Annotated in this window: 20 protein-coding genes; 6 read left to right on the forward strand and 14 right to left on the reverse strand. The window is 70.0% G+C overall.

The genetic code is table 11. From position 1 onward, the window contains the following. The first annotated feature begins 27 nt into the window (after positions 1–27). Positions 28–426, forward strand: a complete 399-nt coding sequence (locus tag AB0M54_RS10510; RefSeq protein ID WP_364470326.1) for a nitroreductase family deazaflavin-dependent oxidoreductase — start codon at positions 28–30, stop codon at positions 424–426. Here the strand turns inward: AB0M54_RS10510 and AB0M54_RS10515 are convergent. The 7 genes from AB0M54_RS10515 to AB0M54_RS10545 all read right to left on the reverse strand — a co-directional run bounded on the left by AB0M54_RS10515 (position 423) and on the right by AB0M54_RS10545 (position 7,683). Beyond that, on the reverse strand, positions 423–1,712 hold the full coding sequence (locus tag AB0M54_RS10515; protein WP_364470328.1) for a hemolysin family protein: 1,290 nt from the start codon (positions 1,710–1,712) through the stop codon (positions 423–425). The two genes, AB0M54_RS10510 and AB0M54_RS10515, sit on opposite strands and share 4 nt — an antisense overlap. A 94-nt stretch (positions 1,713–1,806) precedes the next feature. Next, positions 1,807–2,655, reverse strand: coding sequence for a DNA-3-methyladenine glycosylase 2 family protein (locus AB0M54_RS10520; protein WP_364470433.1), 849 nt, complete (start codon positions 2,653–2,655; stop codon positions 1,807–1,809). 407 nt (positions 2,656–3,062) lie between these two features. Next, positions 3,063–4,256: a Pecanex-like protein 1 gene (locus AB0M54_RS10525; protein WP_364470330.1), complete on the reverse strand. Its 1,194-nt coding sequence runs from the start codon at positions 4,254–4,256 to the stop codon at positions 3,063–3,065. A gap of 104 nt (positions 4,257–4,360) precedes the next feature. After that, positions 4,361–5,080, reverse strand: coding sequence for a DUF4142 domain-containing protein (locus AB0M54_RS10530; RefSeq protein WP_364315868.1), 720 nt, complete (start codon positions 5,078–5,080; stop codon positions 4,361–4,363). Between the two features lie 229 nt (positions 5,081–5,309). Continuing rightward, positions 5,310–5,981 carry a hypothetical protein gene (locus AB0M54_RS10535; protein WP_364315866.1) on the reverse strand — a complete coding sequence of 224 codons (672 nt, stop codon included), beginning with the start codon at positions 5,979–5,981 and terminating at the stop codon, positions 5,310–5,312. A 251-nt stretch (positions 5,982–6,232) separates the two neighbouring features. Next, positions 6,233–7,009: a zf-HC2 domain-containing protein gene (locus AB0M54_RS10540; protein ID WP_364315865.1), complete on the reverse strand. Its 777-nt coding sequence runs from the start codon at positions 7,007–7,009 to the stop codon at positions 6,233–6,235. Continuing rightward, positions 7,006–7,683, reverse strand: coding sequence for a sigma-70 family RNA polymerase sigma factor (locus AB0M54_RS10545; protein ID WP_364315862.1), 678 nt, complete (start codon positions 7,681–7,683; stop codon positions 7,006–7,008). The genes AB0M54_RS10540 and AB0M54_RS10545 overlap by 4 nt, the downstream gene beginning before the upstream one ends. A gap of 505 nt (positions 7,684–8,188) precedes the next feature. On the opposite strand from AB0M54_RS10545, the gene AB0M54_RS10550 reads away from it, so the two are divergent. From AB0M54_RS10550 to AB0M54_RS10560, 3 genes are all read left to right on the forward strand, one after another. Further along, positions 8,189–8,767 carry a GAF domain-containing protein gene (locus AB0M54_RS10550; protein ID WP_364315859.1) on the forward strand — a complete coding sequence of 193 codons (579 nt, stop codon included), beginning with the start codon at positions 8,189–8,191 and terminating at the stop codon, positions 8,765–8,767. Positions 8,768–8,802: 35 nt separating this feature from the next. Then, positions 8,803–9,705 carry a YegS/Rv2252/BmrU family lipid kinase gene (locus tag AB0M54_RS10555; RefSeq protein WP_364315857.1) on the forward strand — a complete coding sequence of 301 codons (903 nt, stop codon included), beginning with the start codon at positions 8,803–8,805 and terminating at the stop codon, positions 9,703–9,705. A gap of 263 nt (positions 9,706–9,968) precedes the next feature. After that, positions 9,969–10,166, forward strand: coding sequence for a hypothetical protein (locus AB0M54_RS10560; RefSeq protein WP_364315854.1), 198 nt, complete (start codon positions 9,969–9,971; stop codon positions 10,164–10,166). Here AB0M54_RS10560 and AB0M54_RS10565 read toward each other — a convergent pair whose 3' ends face one another. The 6 genes from AB0M54_RS10565 to AB0M54_RS10590 all read right to left on the reverse strand — a co-directional run bounded on the left by AB0M54_RS10565 (position 10,167) and on the right by AB0M54_RS10590 (position 16,292). After that, a complete protein-coding gene (locus tag AB0M54_RS10565) occupies positions 10,167–10,985 on the reverse strand; it encodes a carbohydrate ABC transporter permease (RefSeq protein WP_364315852.1) in 819 nt (272 codons plus the stop codon). Beyond that, the gene (locus AB0M54_RS10570) at positions 10,975–11,844 is read right to left on the reverse strand and encodes a sugar ABC transporter permease (RefSeq protein ID WP_364470332.1); all 870 of its coding nucleotides are present in this window, start codon (positions 11,842–11,844) and stop codon (positions 10,975–10,977) included. The genes AB0M54_RS10565 and AB0M54_RS10570 overlap by 11 nt, the downstream gene beginning before the upstream one ends. Continuing rightward, positions 11,841–13,040 carry a sugar ABC transporter substrate-binding protein gene (locus AB0M54_RS10575; RefSeq protein WP_364470334.1) on the reverse strand — a complete coding sequence of 400 codons (1,200 nt, stop codon included), beginning with the start codon at positions 13,038–13,040 and terminating at the stop codon, positions 11,841–11,843. The genes AB0M54_RS10570 and AB0M54_RS10575 overlap by 4 nt, the downstream gene beginning before the upstream one ends. Before the next feature lie 15 nt (positions 13,041–13,055). Continuing rightward, entirely contained in the window at positions 13,056–14,660 is a 1,605-nt protein-coding gene (locus tag AB0M54_RS10580) for an FAD-dependent oxidoreductase (protein WP_364470336.1), read from the reverse strand. Continuing rightward, positions 14,653–15,642 carry a LacI family DNA-binding transcriptional regulator gene (locus AB0M54_RS10585; protein ID WP_364315844.1) on the reverse strand — a complete coding sequence of 330 codons (990 nt, stop codon included), beginning with the start codon at positions 15,640–15,642 and terminating at the stop codon, positions 14,653–14,655. Before AB0M54_RS10585 ends, AB0M54_RS10580 begins: the two co-directional genes overlap by 8 nt. A gap of 92 nt (positions 15,643–15,734) precedes the next feature. Continuing rightward, positions 15,735–16,292 (reverse strand): TetR family transcriptional regulator, encoded by a 558-nt coding sequence (locus AB0M54_RS10590; protein WP_364315841.1) that lies wholly within the window; start codon positions 16,290–16,292, stop codon positions 15,735–15,737. 53 nt (positions 16,293–16,345) lie between these two features. On the opposite strand from AB0M54_RS10590, the gene AB0M54_RS10595 reads away from it, so the two are divergent. Then, positions 16,346–17,122 carry a class I SAM-dependent methyltransferase gene (locus AB0M54_RS10595; RefSeq protein ID WP_364470338.1) on the forward strand — a complete coding sequence of 259 codons (777 nt, stop codon included), beginning with the start codon at positions 16,346–16,348 and terminating at the stop codon, positions 17,120–17,122. Positions 17,123–17,148: 26 nt separating this feature from the next. Here the strand turns inward: AB0M54_RS10595 and msrB are convergent, their stop codons facing one another. Further along, positions 17,149–17,562 carry a peptide-methionine (R)-S-oxide reductase MsrB gene (msrB, locus tag AB0M54_RS10600; protein ID WP_364315835.1) on the reverse strand — a complete coding sequence of 138 codons (414 nt, stop codon included), beginning with the start codon at positions 17,560–17,562 and terminating at the stop codon, positions 17,149–17,151. A gap of 67 nt (positions 17,563–17,629) precedes the next feature. On the opposite strand from msrB, the gene AB0M54_RS10605 reads away from it, so the two are divergent. Then, complete coding sequence (locus AB0M54_RS10605) at positions 17,630–18,073, forward strand: hypothetical protein (RefSeq protein WP_364470340.1); 444 nt, start codon at positions 17,630–17,632, stop codon at positions 18,071–18,073. The last annotated feature ends 91 nt before the right edge of the window (positions 18,074–18,164 follow it).

An 18,164-nucleotide genomic window follows, 5' to 3' on the forward strand; every position in this document is an offset into this window, starting at 1 on the left:
TCGAACGTTGAGTTCGAGGAGGCCACCGTGACGGGCAAGGCACAGCGTGTCTGGCTGACGATCCTCAAGAACACCCTCAACCGGGGTACGTCGCGGATGGCCCGAGCCGGCGTCGGTCCCTTCTCGATCGTCCGGCACGTGGGCCGGAAGACCGGCAAGGTGTACGAGACCCCGCTGATCCTGGCCCGCGCCGGTGACGACTTCGTCGCCGAGCTGACCTACGGTCCCGAGGTCGCCTGGTACCGCAACGTCGTCGCGGCCGGCCGCTGCGTGGTGCTCGACCGCGGGGCCGAGCACGAGATCAGCGCCATCGAGGACTTCCCGGCCGACGCCGGCCTGCGCGCCTTCGGCAACCCGGCCGCCCTGGTGCTCAGGCTGCTCCGGCGCCGCGAGTTCCGGCTCCTCAGAACGGGCGCACGGCCCTAATCGTCATCGTCCTCGGCCGGGCGCTCGACCGCGCGGAGCCGCACCTGGGTGATCGCCCGGCCGGTCACCTCGACCACCTCGGCGGTGAACTCGGACAGGTCGACCACCTCGCCCGGCGCGGTCGGGATGTGGCCGAGCGCGGCCAGCACCATGCCGGCGATCGTGGTGTAGTCGGCGTCCTCGTGGGAGCCGCCGTCGAACCCGAGGTCGGGCAGGTCGTGGATCGGGAACGAGCCGGCCATCAGCAGGGCGCCGTCGTCCTCGCGGACCACCGCCTCCACGTCCCGGTCGGTCTCGTCGTAGATCTCGCCGACGATCTCCTCGACCAGGTCCTCCATCGTGAGGATGCCGTCGATGGCGCCCCGCTCGTCGACCACCATGGCCAGTTGCTGGCGTTCCCCCCTCATCTGACGCAGCGCGTCGGAGACCCGCAGCGTCTCGGGCAGGAAGAGGCCGGGCCGGGCCACCCCGTCCACCGGGCCGGTGGCCTCGACCAGGTCGCGCAGGTGGACCACGCCGATCACGTCGTCCAGCCCGGCCGGGCCGACCACCGGCGCCCGGGAGTGGCCGCTGCCCATCAGCAGCTTCAGCGCCTCGTTGGCCGGCGTGCCGGTGGGCAGGCTGAGCACGTCGCGGCGGGGCACCAGGATCTCCCGGAGGATCCGGTCGGCGATCTCGAAGGCGCCGCTGATGATGGTCCGCTGCTCGGCCGAGAACTCCTGCTGGGCGGCGACCATGTCGCGGATCTCCTCGGTGCTGACCTCCTCGCGCTTGGCCTTCGGGTCGCCGCCGGCCAGCCGGACCACCAGGTCGGTGGTGATGCCGAGCAGCCACACGACCGGGCGGGAAACCGCCGACAGCACGTCCAGCGGACGCGCGACCAGCATCGCCCAGCCCTCGGCCCGCTGCATCGCGATGCGCTTGGGCGCCAGCTCGCCGAACACCAGCGTGATGAAGGTCAGCACGATGGTGACCAGCACGATCGCGGTCGGCTGGGCGGCGTCGCCGAGGAAGCCGAGCGGCTCGACCAGCGGCTGGGAGAGGGAGACCGCGGCGGCCGCCGACGCCAGGAAGCCGGCCAGCGTGATGCCGATCTGGATGGTGGCCAGGAACCGGTTGGGGTCGCGGGAGAGCCGGGCCAGCACCCGGCCGCGCCGGGACTGCCGCTCGAGCCGCTGGATCTGGCTCTCGCGGAGCTGGACCAGGGCCATCTCGCTGCCCGAGAACGCGGCGTTGACCAGCACCAGCACGAGCACCAGGACGATCTCGCCGCCCGTTCCACCCATCAGACACACATCCCGCGAAAGAGGGTCACGAAGGGCACACCGTACCGAAGCCGTATCTCGAAGGTCGCCAAACCCGCCCGCCGCGCGGCGAGCGTCAGAAGCGGGCGAAGGAGCGGACCGGCATGCGCGGGCCGAAGCGGGGCGCGCCGATGCCACCGGAGGCGAGCAGGTCGCAGACCCGGGCGCGGTGGCCGCGGAAGGGTTCGAGCAGCTCCAGCATCCGGTCGTCGGTGCCACGCGCCTCGCCGGCCAGCGCCCAGGCCACCGTGTTGGGGATGTGGTAGTCGCCGACGCTCACCGCGTCCGCGTCGCCGTACGTCGTACGCACCGTCTCGGCCGCCGTCCAGACCCCGATGCCGGGCAAGGCCATCATCCGTCGCGTGGCCTCGGCGCTGTCCGCGCATCGTTCGAGCCGGTCGGCGACCGCCGCGACGCGCAGCAGGGCCTGGGTGCGCCGCTGCTCGACGCCGAACGGATGGAAGACCCAGTAGGGCGTGGCCGCCACCGCGGCCGCCTCGGGCGGCAGGGTCAGCCCGCCCGGTCCCGGCGCCGGCTCGCCGAAGTGCCGGACCATGGCGCGGTAGGCCCGGTGGGCCTCCTTGCCGGTGACCTTCTGCTCGAGCACGGCCCGGAGCGCCCGGTGGAAGAGCAGGCCGCTGGCCGGCATGCGTACCCCGGCGAAGGTCTTGGCCAGCCGCGCGATCAGCGGGTGGCGCGCCGCCAGGGCCGTGAACTCGTCCACCTCGTCGCGCAGTCCGGCGATGGCGTCGGCGCGTTCGACGATCCAGGCCGCTCCCGGCCCGTGGCCGGTCGCGTTCAGCTCGGCGCCGGTGCGGGCCAGGTGGAGGGTCGCGCTTCCCTCGGGGGTACGCGCGGCGAGCCAGAACTCGCTGCCCTCCAGGCGTACGCAGGGATCGCCCTTGGTCGCGATCAGTGACGACAGCGTGCCGGCCAGGTGGTACCGCTCCGGCAGAGCCAGCCGCCGGGTCACCTGTGCGCTCACCCGAGACACTGTGCCACACCCCTCCGGATATGCCGATGGCCCTGACTGCGCTCCCAGTCAGGGCCATCGGGGGGCGAGCGCGAACACCCGAGTTGGTCCGCGTCGCCGGTGCCGGAGCTGAGTGCTCGGCCCGACCTTGGTCCCGCGCCTCCTTTCGTCAGCCGTTTCCTTGTCCGGGCCGACTGCCGCAGGTGCCGTCCTCAGGGGGGTGGACGGCGGTCCGGGGTTCCGATGGGGGGTCCCCGCAGCGGTGGACGTGGCTTGCTCAAGGCCACGTCCGGCCGCGGGGTTCGTAGTCCCGGGGTTGCGACAGCGCTCCGCGTGTTCAGTTGTGGTCAGGCCCGGCCTCAGCCGCGCCGACGGCCGTTCTGCTGCTGCTGACCCTGGTCGGCGGCCTGCTGGTCGCCCGCCTGGTCACCGGCCTGGTCACCTTGGTCGCCGGCCTGGTCACCCTGGTCGCCGCCCTGGTCACCCTGGTCGCCACCGTTGCCGCCGCCGTTGCCACCCACCTGGATCCGGAAGGAGTCGAAGCTGGGAGTCTGGTTGGCGCGCTGCATCATCGGGATGCGGTGCGAACCGTCACCGGACCACGAGGAGCACTGGGTGACGCCGGCCTTGGGCAGGCCCGGGACGTTGATGTCGACCACGTCCGGAGTCGCGCCGCCCTTCTTGTCCTCGGTCGCCACGAAGAACTCGGGCGCCGGCGCCGGGTCCGGAGCCTCTGTCTCGTTCGCGAGGCTGCGGCAGGCGGTGTGGAAGTGGCCGCGCTGGAGGCCGTTCTGCAGGACCGAGCTCTCGAGGTAGTAACCACCCGCGGCGGCACCGAGGAACCGGTCGCGGATCAGGTTGCGGGTGCTCACCTTGATGGTGAACGGCTGGCCGACATCCACCTGGTCGGGGTGATCGACGATCAGCAGGGTCGGGTTGTTCCCCTCCGTGCCGACCTCACCGAACGCGGTGGAGATGCAGCGGTTGCCCTCCTGGAAACCGGTGTGCGGCTGGAGCTGGCTGTTGTCGCAGTTCTGAGCCAGGACGTCGAGGCCGTTGTTCGGCGGGGTCTGGCCGCCGCCGTTGTTGCCGCCGTTGTTGCCGCCGTTGTTGCCGCCGCCACCGTTGTTGCCGCCGTTACCGGCGTTGGGCTGGCCGCTCTGGCCCGGCGAGGGCTGGGCGCCGCCACCGTTGTTGTTGCCACCGCCGTTGTTGTTGCCGGCGTTCTGCATCACCCATTTACGGCACTTGTCGCGCAGCGTCTGGGTGCTGGGCGCCTCACTGCCGTCGTCAGCGTGCTGCGTCACACCGTTCTTGTCCTTGTAGGTGCCCTTCTTTCCCGTCGTGGAGAGCTTCGACGGCCGCGGGGCCTGGATCCGGTCGCAGGCGGCGAGGGCCCGGTCGGTGGACTTCTTGGTGGACGCGTCCGACACCTGGGTGACCGTGACGATTGCACCGAACGCCACGATGGTGGCGGCCGCAGCGATCAGGCGCCGCTTCCCGTTGAGCCACTTCGGGCCCTTGGTTGCGCGCCGGTACTGAGACCTTCGCATCTGAGGAACACCTTTCTTCAACACACGTGGCGGCGGTGGGTGCCGGCCGAGGGGTGATACGTGCGGCCTGGTCGGCTGGCCAGGTCGGGTACCGCTGAACGCTCCTACCTGGCTCGGAGGATGCGCATCGTGGTGATGACACCGGCGACTAGGGCCACCGCCAGAACCATCAAGATCACTGACGTGTTCACGCCGGTGACGCCTCCGGAGCCCGCGGCGACCAGCATCTGCTGGTCCACCGGGACCGGGCCCTTCTGTGCCGCCGGCGGGGGCGCTGTGGGCAGCGCGCCGTACTGCACGAGCCCACTGCTCTCCAGCAGCGTCATGTGGGTCATGACGAACTGGTTGGCCTCCTGTGCCAGCTTTCGCACCGAGTCGTTACGGGTGCTGGAGCGGATCGTCCCGATCGCCGGGAAGATGTTTCCGTGTGCGGCCCGCAGCCGGTCGATGAAGATCTGGTCGAACGTGGTGCTGTTGGCGGATTCCATCTCGGCCAGCCAGCCCTGCTGCTGGTCGTTCGGCACCGCCGGCAGGGCCAGGCCCAGCTTCTTCGCCACCGAGATGTCCAGCTTGTCGAGGGTGACGTGCTGGGCGGCGATCGCCTTGCCGACCGCCTGCACCCGCTTGTCCTTCGACTTCTCGACCGCCATGTTCCCGGCCGGGATCTCCCAGAGGCCCGCCAGCCGCACCTTGACGACGAAGTCACGGTCAGCGGCCGAGACCTCGCCGGTGCCCTTGTCCGACAGTCCGCTGCTCGACGGGATCGGAATCGGCGCGTCCGCGGCCTGTGCCGTGACGGGCACCGACAGTAGCGCCAGGACCATTGCCGAAATGCTCACGAGCCAGCGAACGAGCCGGCGGGGCAAGCGTGCGGCAATCATCTCTGAAACACCTCCGATTGGAATTCCGGGGAGAACGTTATGAGTTCTGATCGATGTTTCGCAATCCCGATGAGGAGAAATGCGGAACACTTAGGTGCGGCCTAAAAAAGATTTATGAATCTCTTTTGAACCCTCGGGCATCATCCGTTCGGACGATGCCCGATTGTCACGCTCAGTAGCTGTAATCACTCGATCCGGCGCCACCGTCCGCGGCTCCCGCATCGCCCTTGTCGTCCGAGGACGGCGGTGCGACCGGCTTGGAGACCGGCGGGAGGCAGGTGAGGTTCTTCTTGCCGGTGGGCTCGATCACGAACCACTTGCCACCGACGTTCTGGCCCTTCCACTGCCCGGCCTTCTTGTCGCCGATGTAGGTGTAGACCGGCCACTTGTCGATGGTCAGCTGCTTGCTGCCGTCCTTGCGGGTGACCGTGCCGACGAGCTTGGAGTCGACGCCCTTGATCTCGGGCTTGCCGTCCTCGGTGATGGCCGGCGGCCAGATGGCGGCGCAGTCGCCCTCGCAGTTGGTCTTCGCGGCCGGCTTGTTCTTGTCGTCGTCGAAGCGGTAGAGGACCATGCCCTCCTGGTTCACCACGACCTTGCCCATGCGCTTGACCGAGGTGCCGGTCAGCTCGCTGGTGACGTCGTCGCCGGCCAGCTTGCCCGCCTTGTCCGCGGTCGACGTGGGCTCCGCGGTCGGCTCGCCGGTCGGCTCGCCCGTGGGCTCTCCGGTCGGCTCCGGCGTCGCGTCGACCGCGTTGGCCGCCGGCTGCAGGCCACTGCCGTCGGTGGCCGACGAGTTGTAACCGGCCGGGGCGCAGCCTGGGAGCGTGAGCGCCGCTGCCATCGCAGCGCCGACGACCATAAACTTTCGCTTCTCCGGTGTCACGGGGGTCCTCCACCGTCTGTGTTCTGACTGCCTTTTCCGCGCAGTAGTACGCGGGGCGCCCGCGAGAGGTTGAACTCCGGTGGCTCATTTTTCTTTGTTTTTTGTTTGAACCGAACTGCCATCGCATCCGTATAGCGCCGGTCCGGCCGCGCGGAAATGCAGCGAGGCCCGGCCGAATGGACGGCCGGGCCTCGTGGAACTGCGTGGTGTTACGGAGCGGTGACCAGTTTGGTCGGGGCGCCGTTGGCGGCGACCTCCTGCACCTGGAGGTGCGCGATCGACTCCTTGGGCAGCGCGGTGACCGCGGTCATCAGCAGCGGCTCCTGGCGCTCGGCCGTACCCCAGCCCTTCTCGCCGACCTTCCAGCTGGAGAGGACCTCGGGGCTGCCGTCGGTCTTGATCGCGACCAGCTGGCAGATCTTCGGCCCCTTGATGTTGGAGACCGCGAACTGCACCTGGGTGCCCAGGTCCTTGGTCTCGAGACCGGCGTCCAGCCGTACGCCGCTGCGGGCGTCGGTGCTGCCGATCAGGTCGCCGGCCAGGGGTGTGCCGCCGATGCCGCCGCCACCCTGGCTCAGCGGAAGCGGGTCGAGCTTGCTCGGGCCACCGGCGGTGACGGCCGGATTCTGCCCCTTGTCGGGCGCCAGCCACCGGGCGCCGGCGAACAGCGCGCCGACCGACAGCATCGCGAAGATGACCACCGCCGCGGCCAGCGAGAAGAGCCGCCGGCTGTTCGCCTTGCGCCGCTCGCCGCTGACCGTGCGGATCATCTTCTTCAGGACGAGGCCGTCCTTGCGGGACTCCTCGGTGGCCACCAGCGAGTCGGCGTCGACGTCGGCCAGGATGTCGGCGACCTGGAGAAAGGACTCCAGTTCGACCGCGCAGGCCGGGCAGTCGATGAGATGGTCCTCGAAGCGGCTGGCGTCGTGCTCGTCGAGCACCCCGAGCGCGTACGCCGCCACGTCGAAGTGTTGTTCCTGTGTCATTCCGTCACCCCCCGCTGCTGCAGGGCCGTACGCAGAGCCCGCAGTGCGTAGTACACGCGTGACTTGGCCGTCCCCAACGGCAGGCCAAGCACCTCCGCCGCTTCCGGAACGGTCCGGCCGCGGAAATACGTCTCGACGAGGATCTCCCGATGCGACTGGCTGAGCGTCTTCAGCGCGTCGGTGACCGTCATCAGTTGCAGCACCCGATCCGTGTCGTCCGCGGTGCTCGGAAAGCTCTCCAGCTCGCGGTCGTACGTCTCCGGGGGGCGGGCGCTGGTGCTGCGGTGATCGTCGATCGCGATCCGCCGCGCCACCGTGACCAGCCAGGGCCGCAGGGACTGCTGTCCTTGGGCGCCGAGCCGGTGTGCGTTGCGCCAGGCCCGCAGCAGGGTTTCCTGCACGATGTCCTCGGCGCGTTGCCGGTCGCCGCCGGTGAGCCTCAGCACGAACATCAGGAGCGGGCCGGCATGCTCTTCGTAGAGCATCCGGACCAGCGTGTCCTCATGATCCGCGCCGGCCGCCGCCTCGTGCCGGGGTGCCTGTCGGGGAATCACCGAACCATCATTCTCCGCACCACGACCTCCGTCGAGAGCCTGCCACCGACCACCGGAACCCCGTCCCGTCATGCCGTGCACCTCGCTCGGCGCACGTCGCTCCATGACTGACGCATGCATCGATTCCTCCTGCCGGTGCTTTCCCCTTCACCCTCTTTACGGGTGGGGCGCCCAGCAGGGATCAACGCGGACACAAGAATTTCTAAAGGTTCGGCAGTGGCGACGAGCAACGTTCCTCCGGGGGGCGGAAGTCGGGGCCGTGGGGGGCATTGGGTCCCGCAGGTGAATGATCGCTAATCATCCATCTGCACCGATATGCGCGGCGGGGCAGGCGAATACTACTCACTTCTTGACGCGCGGCGTTAGCTGAGTACCGCTGTGTCGCCGCAGCGTCGCGCTGCGCTGCACCGCGTCCCGGGGCGACGGAACGGGCGTGCCCGACGGTAGCGGCTGACGGCCGATCTGCCCACCACCCGGATCGGACAGAACTCACTCGCTGTGCGACTTTCCCCCGGCCCGGGCCGATCCGGGCCGATTCGGCCGGTCGAGGGCATTGCGATCCTCCCCCGCACAGTCACTAAGCTCACGGTGACCAGGAGAGACCTTTGCGTAGGGGGTGCACCGAATGACCAACAGCAGCCCGGTGTCCTCGAGTGCCTATGAGTACCTCGACGCCGTCGGCCCGGAGGAGAAGGCCCGGCTGGCCGCCGTCCGGCGCTACCGGCTGGTCGATCAGCCGGTGGAGGACGCGTACGACCGGATCGCGTTCGTGGCCGGCGCCATCTTCGACACCCCCATCGCCACGGTGTCCCTGGTCGAGCAGGACCGGGTGTGGCTGGCCGCGTGTCACGGGCTGGTCGGCGTACGCCAGGTGGGCAACGAGCCCGGCCTGTGCGCGTCGGTCGTCCAGCGGGACGGCGTCTATGTGATCAACAACGCGGCCGTCGACCCGCGCACCCTCGAGCACCCGCTGGTCCGTGGCGAGCTCGGCCTGCGCTTCTACGCCGCCGCGCCGATCCGTACCCAGGACGGCTACCGCCTGGGCACCGTCAACGTCATCGACAACCGGCCGCGCGACGCCTCGCCGAGGCAGCTCCGCGCGCTGGAACATCTGGCCCAGATGGTCTCCGACGAGCTGGAGCTCCGCCTCATGGTGATCCGCAGCGCCGCCGCCGAGCAGCGCATGCGCCAGACGGTGAGCTGAGTAGGTTCCACCGTTCCGGGGTAAACGGCCGTCCCATGCGAACACCACGAAAGGTCGCGGTTGTCGCCCATGCCCGCAAGACCCTGGGCGGCGGCCTCGACGAGTTGCGGCGGCGGATCACCGACCAGGGCGTCGACGAGCTGCTCTGGTACGAGGTGCCGAAGAGCAAGAAGGCGCCGAAGCGGGTCCGCGAGGCCCTGAAGGAAGACGTCGACCTGCTGGTCGTCTGGGGTGGCGACGGCATGGTGCAGCGGACCATCGACGTGGTGGCCGGCTCGTCCACGCCGCTCGCGATCATCCCGGCCGGCACCGGCAACCTGCTGGCCACCAACCTGGGCGTGCCGGCCGACCTGCCCGGCGCGGTCGAGGTCGCGTTCACCGGCCACCGGCGCAAGGTCGACCTCGGCAAGCTGAACGGCGAACACTTCGCGGTGATGGCCGGCGTCGGCTTCGACGGCGCGATGATCCGCGACGCCGACCGCAACCTGAAGGACCGGCTCGGCAAGCTGGCCTACGTCTGGACCGGCCTCCGCCACGTCAACGGCGCGGCCCCGCGGGCCACGGTGACCGTGGACGGCACGCCCTGGTTCGACGACGAGGCGTCCTGCGTCCTGATCGGCAACGTCGGCACGATCACCGGCGGCATCCACGCCTTCGACGACGCCAAGCCGGACGACGGCTGGCTCGACGTCGGCGTGGCCACCGCCCAGGGCGCGCTGCAGTGGGCCCGGGCGCTGGGCACGATGGCCGTCGGCCGCTCCGACTCGTCCCCGTTCGTCCGGATGACCCGGGCCCGCAAGGTTGACATCAAGCTGGCCGGCAAGCTCGAGTACGAGCTCGACGGTGGCGCCCGCGAGAAGGCCAAGCACCTGACGGTCAAGGTCGTCCCCGAGGCGGTCGAGATCTGCGTCCCGGCCCAGCCCCCGACCGCCGACTGAGGCTCCGGCCGGCCCGGCCGGCAGACCCCGGCCGGCCACCCCGGCCGGCCACCCCGGCCGGCCACCCCGGCCGGCCACCCCGGCCGGCTGCCGCGGCGGCGACGAGTCAGATTAGCGACATAACGGTCGTACCCGAGCGGGGTTTTTATGGCCTTTTAGAACGATCAATCCCCTGGTAATGGCCACAGGCAGACCTCACACTGACTCGAAAGCCGCTACGCGTCTCAAGGGGGTTGGCCATGCCGCACCACCAGAGTTCCGCAGTGAGCCTCGCATCTCTGATCACCGTCGCGACCGTGCTGGTCCTCGGCTATCGAGCCGGCCGCACCCATGCGGCCTGGCGGGAACACCGCGACGTCCGGCGCGCGGTCAAGACCACCCGCCGGACGGCCTGGCGGCACACCGCCGTCCTCGTCCTGGGCACCGCCGCCCTGATCGTCACACTCGCCGCCGCGGTGTGATCACCCCTTCAACCCGGTGTGCGCCAGTCCCTCGATGAACTGGCGCTGAGCGATCACGAACACGATCAGCACCGGGATCGCGGTCATCGAGGCCGCGGAGAGCTGCACGTTCCACAACGGACCCTGGTACGCGTCGGTGAACTGGGTCAGGGCCTGCGGGAGCGTGTAGCGGTTCTTGGAACTGATGAACACGATCGGCTCGAGGTACAGGTTCCAGCTGTGCAGGAAGGTGAAGACGGCCACCGCGCCGAGCGCCGGGCGTGCCAGGGGCAACGCGATGCGACGGAAGATGGCGGGCCGGCCGAGGCCGTCCATCCGCGCCGCCTCCTCCAGCTCGCCCGGCAGCGTGACGAAGAACTGCCGCATGATGAACGTGGCCAGCACGCTCGGCGCGCCGAAGATCGGCACCAGGATCAGCGGCCAGTGGGTGTCGACCAGGCCGGCCGCGTTGAACATCCGGAACAGCGGGACGATGGTCACCTCGCTGGGGATGAGCAGGCCGGTCAGCACGACCAGGAAGAGCGGGTTCTGGCCGCGGAACCGGATGCGGGCGAACGCGTACCCGGCCATCGACGACACCACGAGCGTGCCGAGCGTGACCACCAGGGCGATGTAGGCCGAGTTGACGTACTGCTCGGCGAACGGCTGCAGGGTGAAGACGTCGCGCCACGCCTGCGGTGACGGCCGTTCCGGCCAGAGCTGGAAGGCGAAGATGTCGGCGTTCGGCTTGAGCGACGAGGTGACCATCCACCAGGTCGGGAAGACGAAGGGTACGCACAACAGGCACAGCAGACCGTACGAAATGACCCTAGCTTTCATGAAAGACCCATTTCTTGCGCAGCTGCCACTGGACCACGGTCAGCGCCAGCACGATCAGGAAGAGCAGCACCGAGAGGGTGGCGCCGTAACCGAACGCGTGGAACTGGAACGCCTGCTGGTAGAGGTAGTAGACGAGGACCGTGGTCGACGTTCCCGGGCCGCCCTGGGTCAGCACCGCGATCTGCGCGAAGACCTGCAGCGACCCGACCACCGTGATGATCGACGTGAGCAGGATGGTCGGGCTGATCAGCGGCAGCGTGATCCGGGTGAAGATCGTCGTCGGCCGGGCTCCGTCGATCCGCGCGGCTTCGTACAGATCGTGCGGTACGCCCTGCAGGGCGGCCAGGAACAGCACCATGTTGAGGCCGACGTTCTTGACGACCTGAACCACGATCACCGACACCATCGCGGTGCCGCCTTCACGGAGCCAGTTCGGGCCGGCGCCGCCCAGCAGGCTGTTGATGCCGCCGTTCTGCTGGAGCATGAAGCCCCACACGATGGTCCAGGCCACCAGCGACACCACCACCGGCGAGAAGAACACGATCCGGAAGAAGGTCGTCCCGCGCAGGCGCTGGTTGAGCAGCACCGCGAGCAGCAGCGCCAGGGACAGGTTGAGGATCACCAGCCCGATCGAGAAGAGCGCGGTCGCCCCGAGCACACCCGGCAGCTTCGGGTCGGCGGCGAGCTGCCGATAGTTCTCGCCGCCGACGAAGTCGAAGGTGTCGGCCAGCACGTTCCACTCGTGCAGGCTGTACCAGACCACCAGCACCAGCGGGACCAGCACGAAGAGCACGGTCCCGGCCAGTTGCGGCGCGATGAACAGGTACGCGGTCAACCGGTCCGACCTGTCGACCTTCACAGCAGTGGCTGCACCGCTGTGCACACCTGGTTGAGCACCGCGGGCACATCGGCGTCGGGCTTCCACAGCGGGTCCAGGGCGCTCCGCACGGTCTGCGAGATCTCGGCGTTCCTGGTGTGCGACGGTTTGACCACGCCGGTCTCGATCCCGTTGATCACCACGTCCCGCAGCTGCTCGGGCTTCAGCAGCGGGTTGGCCTTGGCCAGCGTGTCGGTGGTGAGTTGCGACTTGCGCGGCGGCGGGAAGAACTGCGCCAGCTTGGCCGAGTTGGCGGTGTTGGTGAAGAAGGCCAGGAAGTCCTTGGCCGCGTCGGCGTGCTTGCCCTTCTTGAGGACGCCGACGCCGCCCTGCCCGATCACCGAGTACTCGCCCTTCGGCCCGGCCGGCAGCGGCACCAGGGTCCACCTGAACGTGGCGTCCTTGAGCAGCGAGGCCCGCGAGATCTGGGTGACGGTCATCGCGGCCTCACCGGCGAAGAAGTCGGCCGACGTCCCCGGACCCGGCATCGCCTTGTCGGTGAAGATCGACTTGTGGATGAAGGTCATCGCGTCGACCATCGCCGGCTGGTCGAAGCCGCAGGTCTTCCCGTCCGCGCTCCACGCCTCGGCGCCCCAGCCCTGGAAGACGGTGGCGAGGTTGTCCCACGACTTGTAGTCGAAGTCCCGGATCACCAGGCCCTTGCTCGCCGCGGCCGCCGCCATCGCGTTCTCCCAGGTCCACGGCTGCGGGATGGTCTTGACCAGGTCGATGTTCACGAAGACGCCGAAGGGCGAGGTGCTGAAGGGGTACGCGATGAGCTTTCCGTCCTGGCGCCACAACGTGGTGGCCGCCTCGGTCAGCTCCGGCTCGTTCTCGATCGTGCCGTCCAGCGGTTCCAGGGCGCCCGACGAGACGAAGTCGGGTGCCGAGTTCTCCAGGATCCAGGCCAGGTCGGGCGGGTTGCCCCCGGCGATCTGGGTGGTCACGGTCGTCGTGTAGTTGTCGAACGGCAGCGCGTCGAACCGCACCGTCACGTCCGGGTGGGTCTGCTGGTAGGCGGCCGCGATCTCGTTGAACAGCTTGACGTGCGCCTCGTTGTTCGACCACGTCGTCATCCGCAGCGTGATCGGGCCGTCGTCCGCTTCGCCGCCGCCACCGCCACACGCGGCCAGCCCGGCGAGCAGCGTCAGGGCCGCCAGCGTCGCTCGTACCTTCATCGGGAGGGTCCTTTTCTAGTAACCGCTGACGTCGGGCCAGCGCAGCTCGACGCCCTCGGCGGTCAGACGTTCCTGGAAGTCGGCCAGCAGGGCCGGGGTGTTGCGGACCGCGCGCGGGGTGACGGCGCGGTCCAGGCAGAAGGCGGCCAGCGCGCCGGCCACCTCCCCGGCGTTCCACTCGGTGGGGTGGAGCCGGTGCGATCCGTTGGTGATGTGCGTGGTGCCGATGTTCTTGCCGGCCGGCAGCAGGTTCTCGATCCGCCGCGGGATCAACGCCCCCAGCGGCACCTCGAACGGGCAGGAGGCCACGTCGATGTAGTTGTCGCCGCCGGTCGACGGGTGCAGGTCGATCCGGTACATGCCGACCCCGATCGAGTCGGCGTGCGACACCGCGCCCTTGTCACCGCGGACGGCCAGCGACAGGTCCTGCTCGACGATCGTGTACTCGGCCCGGATCCGCCGCGACTCCCGGATGTAGGGCGCCATCGCCAGCCCGTCCGTGCTCCCGGTGACGTCGCCACGCAACCGCAGCCCCGGCCAACCGGCGCCGCCGTCCGGGCGTGGCGCCTCGGTCTGCAGCCAGTACATGACACTTCTACTGAGGTCTTCGGCTCGGGCCACGACGGCGCCGGGATCGGCCGCGCCGATCAGCGGCTCCTCGAAGTAGTCGATCATCGGCCAGTTCACCAGGCAGACGTCGCTCGAGTAGAAGCCCGGCTCGAACTGCCGCCGCGCCGCGATCCGCCGGAACGTCCACAGGTTGCCGTCGCCCGGGTCGGCCCGCTGGTCGGCGTCGACCAGCCACGGGTCGTCGTCCGGGTTCGGCGTGAAGCCGCGGGTCGAGGTCTCCAGGGTGCGCGGGTTGGGCGTACGCCAGGAAAGCATCTTGTCGCCCCAGAACGCGGGCTGGTATTCGCGCCACCGGTGGTAGCTCGCCGGCCGGTCGATGGTGTGGTCGCCGGCCACGTGGTCGACCGCGAAGCAGACCGAGAACGCCTGCATGTTGTCCGGCTGTGGCTCGGCCGGCGCGCTGGGTTCGCCGGTCTCGTCCTGCGACTCGAAGCCGGTGACGAACTCGGTGCCGGTCAGCGGCAGCAGCTCGCCGGTCTCGGTCGCGTCCAGCACGTACGGCCCGGTCAGCACGATCTCGTCGCCCTCGTGGGTCACGGTCACCGAGGTGACGCGATCGCCGTCGGTCGTCGCGCTCCTTACCGTGGCCGGCTGGAGGACCGTCAGAAGACCACCGCTCCGGTACGGCGCCAGCATGCTCTCGATCACGGCGACGGCGACCCGCGGCTCGTGGCACAGCCGGCTCACGTGCCCGGCCCCGGGGTTCAGGTCCCGGGTCGCGCGGGCGCGCTCGGTGAGCGGGTAGTGCGCCCGGTAGTAGTCGCGGATCCCCTCGCGCAGCCGGCGGTAGGACGCCGTCACCCCGAACCGCTCGACCCAGGTGTGCTCGTCCGGCGGCACCGCCTGACTGGTCAGCTGGCCGCCCAGCCAGGCGTACTCCTCGGTCATCAGCACCGACCGCCCGGCCCGCAGCGCGCCCAGCGCCGCGGCCACCCCGCCCAGCCCGCCGCCGATCACCACGACGTCGGCGCGCATCTCCCGCTCAGCCACGGGCCACCGCCAGCGTCACACCCGGCACCGGCTCGCAGGGCAGCAGCCGCTGGGTGCCCTTCGGTCGTCCTTCGAGGATCTCGCTCAGCAACTCGACGGCCTGCCAGCCCATCTCCCGTCGCGGAATGCGATAGCCGGTGAACTCACGGTCGGTCACCGCCGGCCGGGTGGGATCACCCAGGGCCACGAAGGACAGATCTTCGGGTACGCGCAACCCGTTGTCTTCGGCTTGACGCACGAGGGCGACGCCGTCCGCGTACTCCTCGACGAACACACACGTCGCGCCGGTTCTGATGATCACGTCAAGATCAACTTCCCGGATGTGTACGCCGTCCGCGGCCTCCGCGGCGAACCCTTTGAACCGGTCGGCGTGTGACTCCGGCCCCGCGCCCTGGCCGACGTAGACCATCCGCTCGTGGCCCAGCTCCCGGGCCTTGCGCACCTGGGCCGCCGTGGCGCCCGGGTAGTCCGCGCCGACGTACGGCACCGGCCCGCCCGCGTCGTCCCGCCGGCCCACGCTGACGAACGGCAACCCCTCGCCGAGCAGGCGCTCCAGCTCGGCCGGATCGAGCGACCGGCCCAGCAGCACGCAGCCGTCGGCGAGCCGCAGCCGGTTGTCCTGGTGGAAGATCCGCCGCCGCCCGTCGACGACCGGGGCGCTGGTCAGCAGGAGCAGATCGCAGCCGATCCGCTCGGCGCACTCCTCGATGCCGACCAGGAACGGGTGGTAGAAGTCGCCGAGCCCGGCCGGGAAGACCGACTCGTAGGTGAACACGCCCAGGATCCGGTTGTGCCGGCTGGCCAGCCGCCGGGCGATCGGGTCGGCCACGTAGCCGGTGCTGCGGATGGCCTTGAGCACCCGCTCCCGCGTCTCGGGCGCGATCCGCACCTCGGCGTCGGCCCGCCCGTTCAGCACGAGCGAGACCGTCGCCTGGCTGACCCCGGTCATCCGAGCGATGTCCTGTTGCGTAACCCGCCCCACAACGCTCCCTAATGCGTATTAGTAAAGCCTTGCGGAGCATCGTGACCAGCCGTTGACACGGTCGTCAAGAGGATCGCATTTGGTAATAGGTATTAGCGGAGGGTTGCCGCGATGACCCGGTCGAAGTTGTCGTCCGCCGCGGCGGCGATCAGGTGGCCCGAGCCGACCAGCAGCAGCGCCATCGCGTCCACGTCGGCGCCGGCCTCGATCCGGCCCGCCCGCTGTTCGGCGGCCAGATAGTCGCGGATCATCCGCATCGCGTCGGCGGCCATCGGGATGCCGGAGAGACCCGCGGCCCGGAGCCGGGCCCGCAACTCGTCGCGGGCGATGATCAGGCTCAGCATCGCCCCGGCCACCGAGCCGAAGAGGTCGCGCAGGGCCGACGCCAGGTTGCCCTCGACGGTCCCCTGGCCGACGCGGGCCAGCAGGTCGTCGCGCCGGGCGGCCAGCCGGGCGATGCGGTCGATCACCAGCTCGGCCAGGAACGCGTCGAAGTCGGCGAAGTGCCGGTGCAGCACCCCCTTGGCCACGCCGGCCTCGGTGGTGACGGCGCGGCTGGTCAGCGCGTTGACCCCGGACCGCACGAGCACCCGCTCGGCCGCGCCGAACAGATGTTCGCGGACGTCTCGAATCGCCACCCCGGTCGGCATCGGGCGCACCCTTCCCCTGGCTTGAGTGGGCGCGTGCCCACTAAGGTGGGCGCATGCCCACTCTAAACCCCGAGCCGCACCAGCACCGCGAGGTGGCCGAGTCCTTCGGCACCGACGCCGGCCGCTACGACCGGGCCCGCCCCGACTACCCGGCCGGGCTGATCACCCGCATCGTCGAGGCCGCACCCGGCCCGCGCCTGCTCGACGTGGGCACCGGCACCGGCATCGCGGCCCGCCAGTTCGCGGCGGCCGGCTGCACCGTGCTCGGCGTCGAACCCGACGAACGGATGGCCGGCCTGGCCCGGGCCGGCGGGACCGAGGTCGAGGTGGCGACGTTCGAGAAGTGGGAGCCGCGCGGGCGCGTCTTCGACGCCGTCGTCGCGGCCCAGGCCTGGCACTGGGTCGACCCGCTGGCCGGCGCGGTCACCGCGGCCGAGGTGCTGCGCCCCGGGAGCCGGCTGACCGTGTTCTGGAACGTCTTCCAGCCCCCGCCCGAGCTGGCCACGATCCTGGCCGACGCGTTCCGCCGCTTCTTCCCCGAGGCGCCCGCCTTCTACGACCGGCCGGCCCTCGACCTCTACCAGCACATGATCGACAACGCCGGCCAGGGCATCATCCGGGCCGACGCCTTCCACGCCCCCGAGGAATGGCGGACGGCCTGGTCGCGCCACTACACCCGAGCCGAATGGCTCGACCTGCTGCCGACCACGGGCGGCCTGACCCGGGTGCCGCCCGAGACCCGCGACGCGCTGCTGGCCGACCTGGCCACCCGCATCGGCGACTTCACCGCCGGGTACACGACGGTCGCGGTCAGCGCCCGCCGGCGCTGACGACCTCAGCCGGCGGCGGGGTCTCGTCAGCCGGCGGCGGGGTCGAGCTTGATGGACAGGCTGTTGACGCAGTGGCGGGTGTTCTTCGCGGTCATCATCTCGCCGCGGAAGACGTGGCCGAGGTGGCTGTCGCAGCGGGCGCAGCGGATCTCGGTGCGGACCATGCCGAGGCTGACGTCGTCGATCTCCTTGATGGCGCCGGGGATGGCGTCGTCGAAGGACGGCCAGCCGCAGTGGCTGTCGAACTTGTCGTTGCTCTGGTAGAGCTGCGCTCCGCAGGCCCGGCACTCGTAGGTGCCGGCGGTCTTGGTGTCCACGTACTCCCCTTGCCACGCCGGCTCGGTGCCGGCCTGGCGGAGCACCCGGAACTCGGCCGGAGTGAGGCGTACGCGCCACTCGTCCTCGGTGGTGGGCAGGGTGGTGGGCTCGTCGGATGCCATGTGTCAACCGTACGTCGGTCGCACGTGCCGTGCGGCCTGCCGGGAGCGACCGTTCGTTGGTCACCCCATGGAAGCAGCGTTCACGCCCACGCGGCAGCAAGCCCTCCGGTACGGAATCCTCCTCGGTGTTCTGGTCGCCCTCGCGGGCACGGCCGGTGTCCTGCTGACCGCGCCGGTGCCGGGTGTGCTGTGGGCCGCGGTGGCGGGCTGCTCGCTGGCCGCGGGGATGACCGGTGGCCTGCTGGCGGGACGGCGCGGCACCCGGATCGACGCCCGGGGCATCCGGACCGCGCGGGGGCACGAGCCCTGGGACCACGTGGTCGATCTGCGGGCGGAACGGCGCGGCGCGCGTACCGTCGTCTCGGTCTATCTCGTCTCGGGCGCGAGCCTGCAGCTGGCCGCGCCGTACAGCGGTGACGGCCTGCTCGCCGAGGACCCGCAGTTCGACCTCAAGGTCTCCACCCTTTCGCACCTGTGGCGCAGTCACAGCATCGGCGGCGTTCCCTGCTGAGGGCCGACTCGCGGGGGGCGGTTTTCGCCAATACGGACATTAGTGGTTAAACTCCCCGGGACTGAATCGGACCTACGGCAACAGAACGGAC

The sequence above is a fragment of the Actinoplanes sp. NPDC051470 genome, assembly GCF_040682035.1.
Classification (GTDB): Bacteria; Actinomycetota; Actinomycetes; order Mycobacteriales; family Micromonosporaceae; genus Actinoplanes.

Bases quoted from the DNA above. Each gene is read 5' to 3' on its own strand.
- AB0M54_RS10515 (WP_364470328.1), bottom strand. From the start codon at position 1,712: ATGGGTGGAACGGGCGGCGAGATCGTCCTGGTGCTCGTGCTGGTGCTG.
- AB0M54_RS10525 (WP_364470330.1), bottom strand. From the start codon at position 4,256: ATGCGAAGGTCTCAGTACCGGCGCGCAACCAAGGGCCCGAAGTGGCTC.
- AB0M54_RS10530 (WP_364315868.1), bottom strand. From the start codon at position 5,080: ATGGTCCTGGCGCTACTGTCGGTGCCCGTCACGGCACAGGCCGCGGAC.
- AB0M54_RS10535 (WP_364315866.1), bottom strand. From the start codon at position 5,981: ATGGCAGCGGCGCTCACGCTCCCAGGCTGCGCCCCGGCCGGTTACAAC.
- AB0M54_RS10540 (WP_364315865.1), bottom strand. From the start codon at position 7,009: ATGACACAGGAACAACACTTCGACGTGGCGGCGTACGCGCTCGGGGTG.
- AB0M54_RS10545 (WP_364315862.1), bottom strand. From the start codon at position 7,683: ATGCATGCGTCAGTCATGGAGCGACGTGCGCCGAGCGAGGTGCACGGC.
- AB0M54_RS10550 (WP_364315859.1), top strand. From the start codon at position 8,189: ATGACCAACAGCAGCCCGGTGTCCTCGAGTGCCTATGAGTACCTCGAC.
- AB0M54_RS10555 (WP_364315857.1), top strand. From the start codon at position 8,803: ATGCGAACACCACGAAAGGTCGCGGTTGTCGCCCATGCCCGCAAGACC.
- AB0M54_RS10565 (WP_364315852.1), bottom strand. From the start codon at position 10,985: ATGAAAGCTAGGGTCATTTCGTACGGTCTGCTGTGCCTGTTGTGCGTA.
- AB0M54_RS10575 (WP_364470334.1), bottom strand. From the start codon at position 13,040: ATGAAGGTACGAGCGACGCTGGCGGCCCTGACGCTGCTCGCCGGGCTG.
- AB0M54_RS10590 (WP_364315841.1), bottom strand. From the start codon at position 16,292: ATGCCGACCGGGGTGGCGATTCGAGACGTCCGCGAACATCTGTTCGGC.
- AB0M54_RS10595 (WP_364470338.1), top strand. From the start codon at position 16,346: ATGCCCACTCTAAACCCCGAGCCGCACCAGCACCGCGAGGTGGCCGAG.
- msrB (WP_364315835.1), bottom strand. From the start codon at position 17,562: ATGGCATCCGACGAGCCCACCACCCTGCCCACCACCGAGGACGAGTGG.
- AB0M54_RS10605 (WP_364470340.1), top strand. From the start codon at position 17,630: ATGGAAGCAGCGTTCACGCCCACGCGGCAGCAAGCCCTCCGGTACGGA.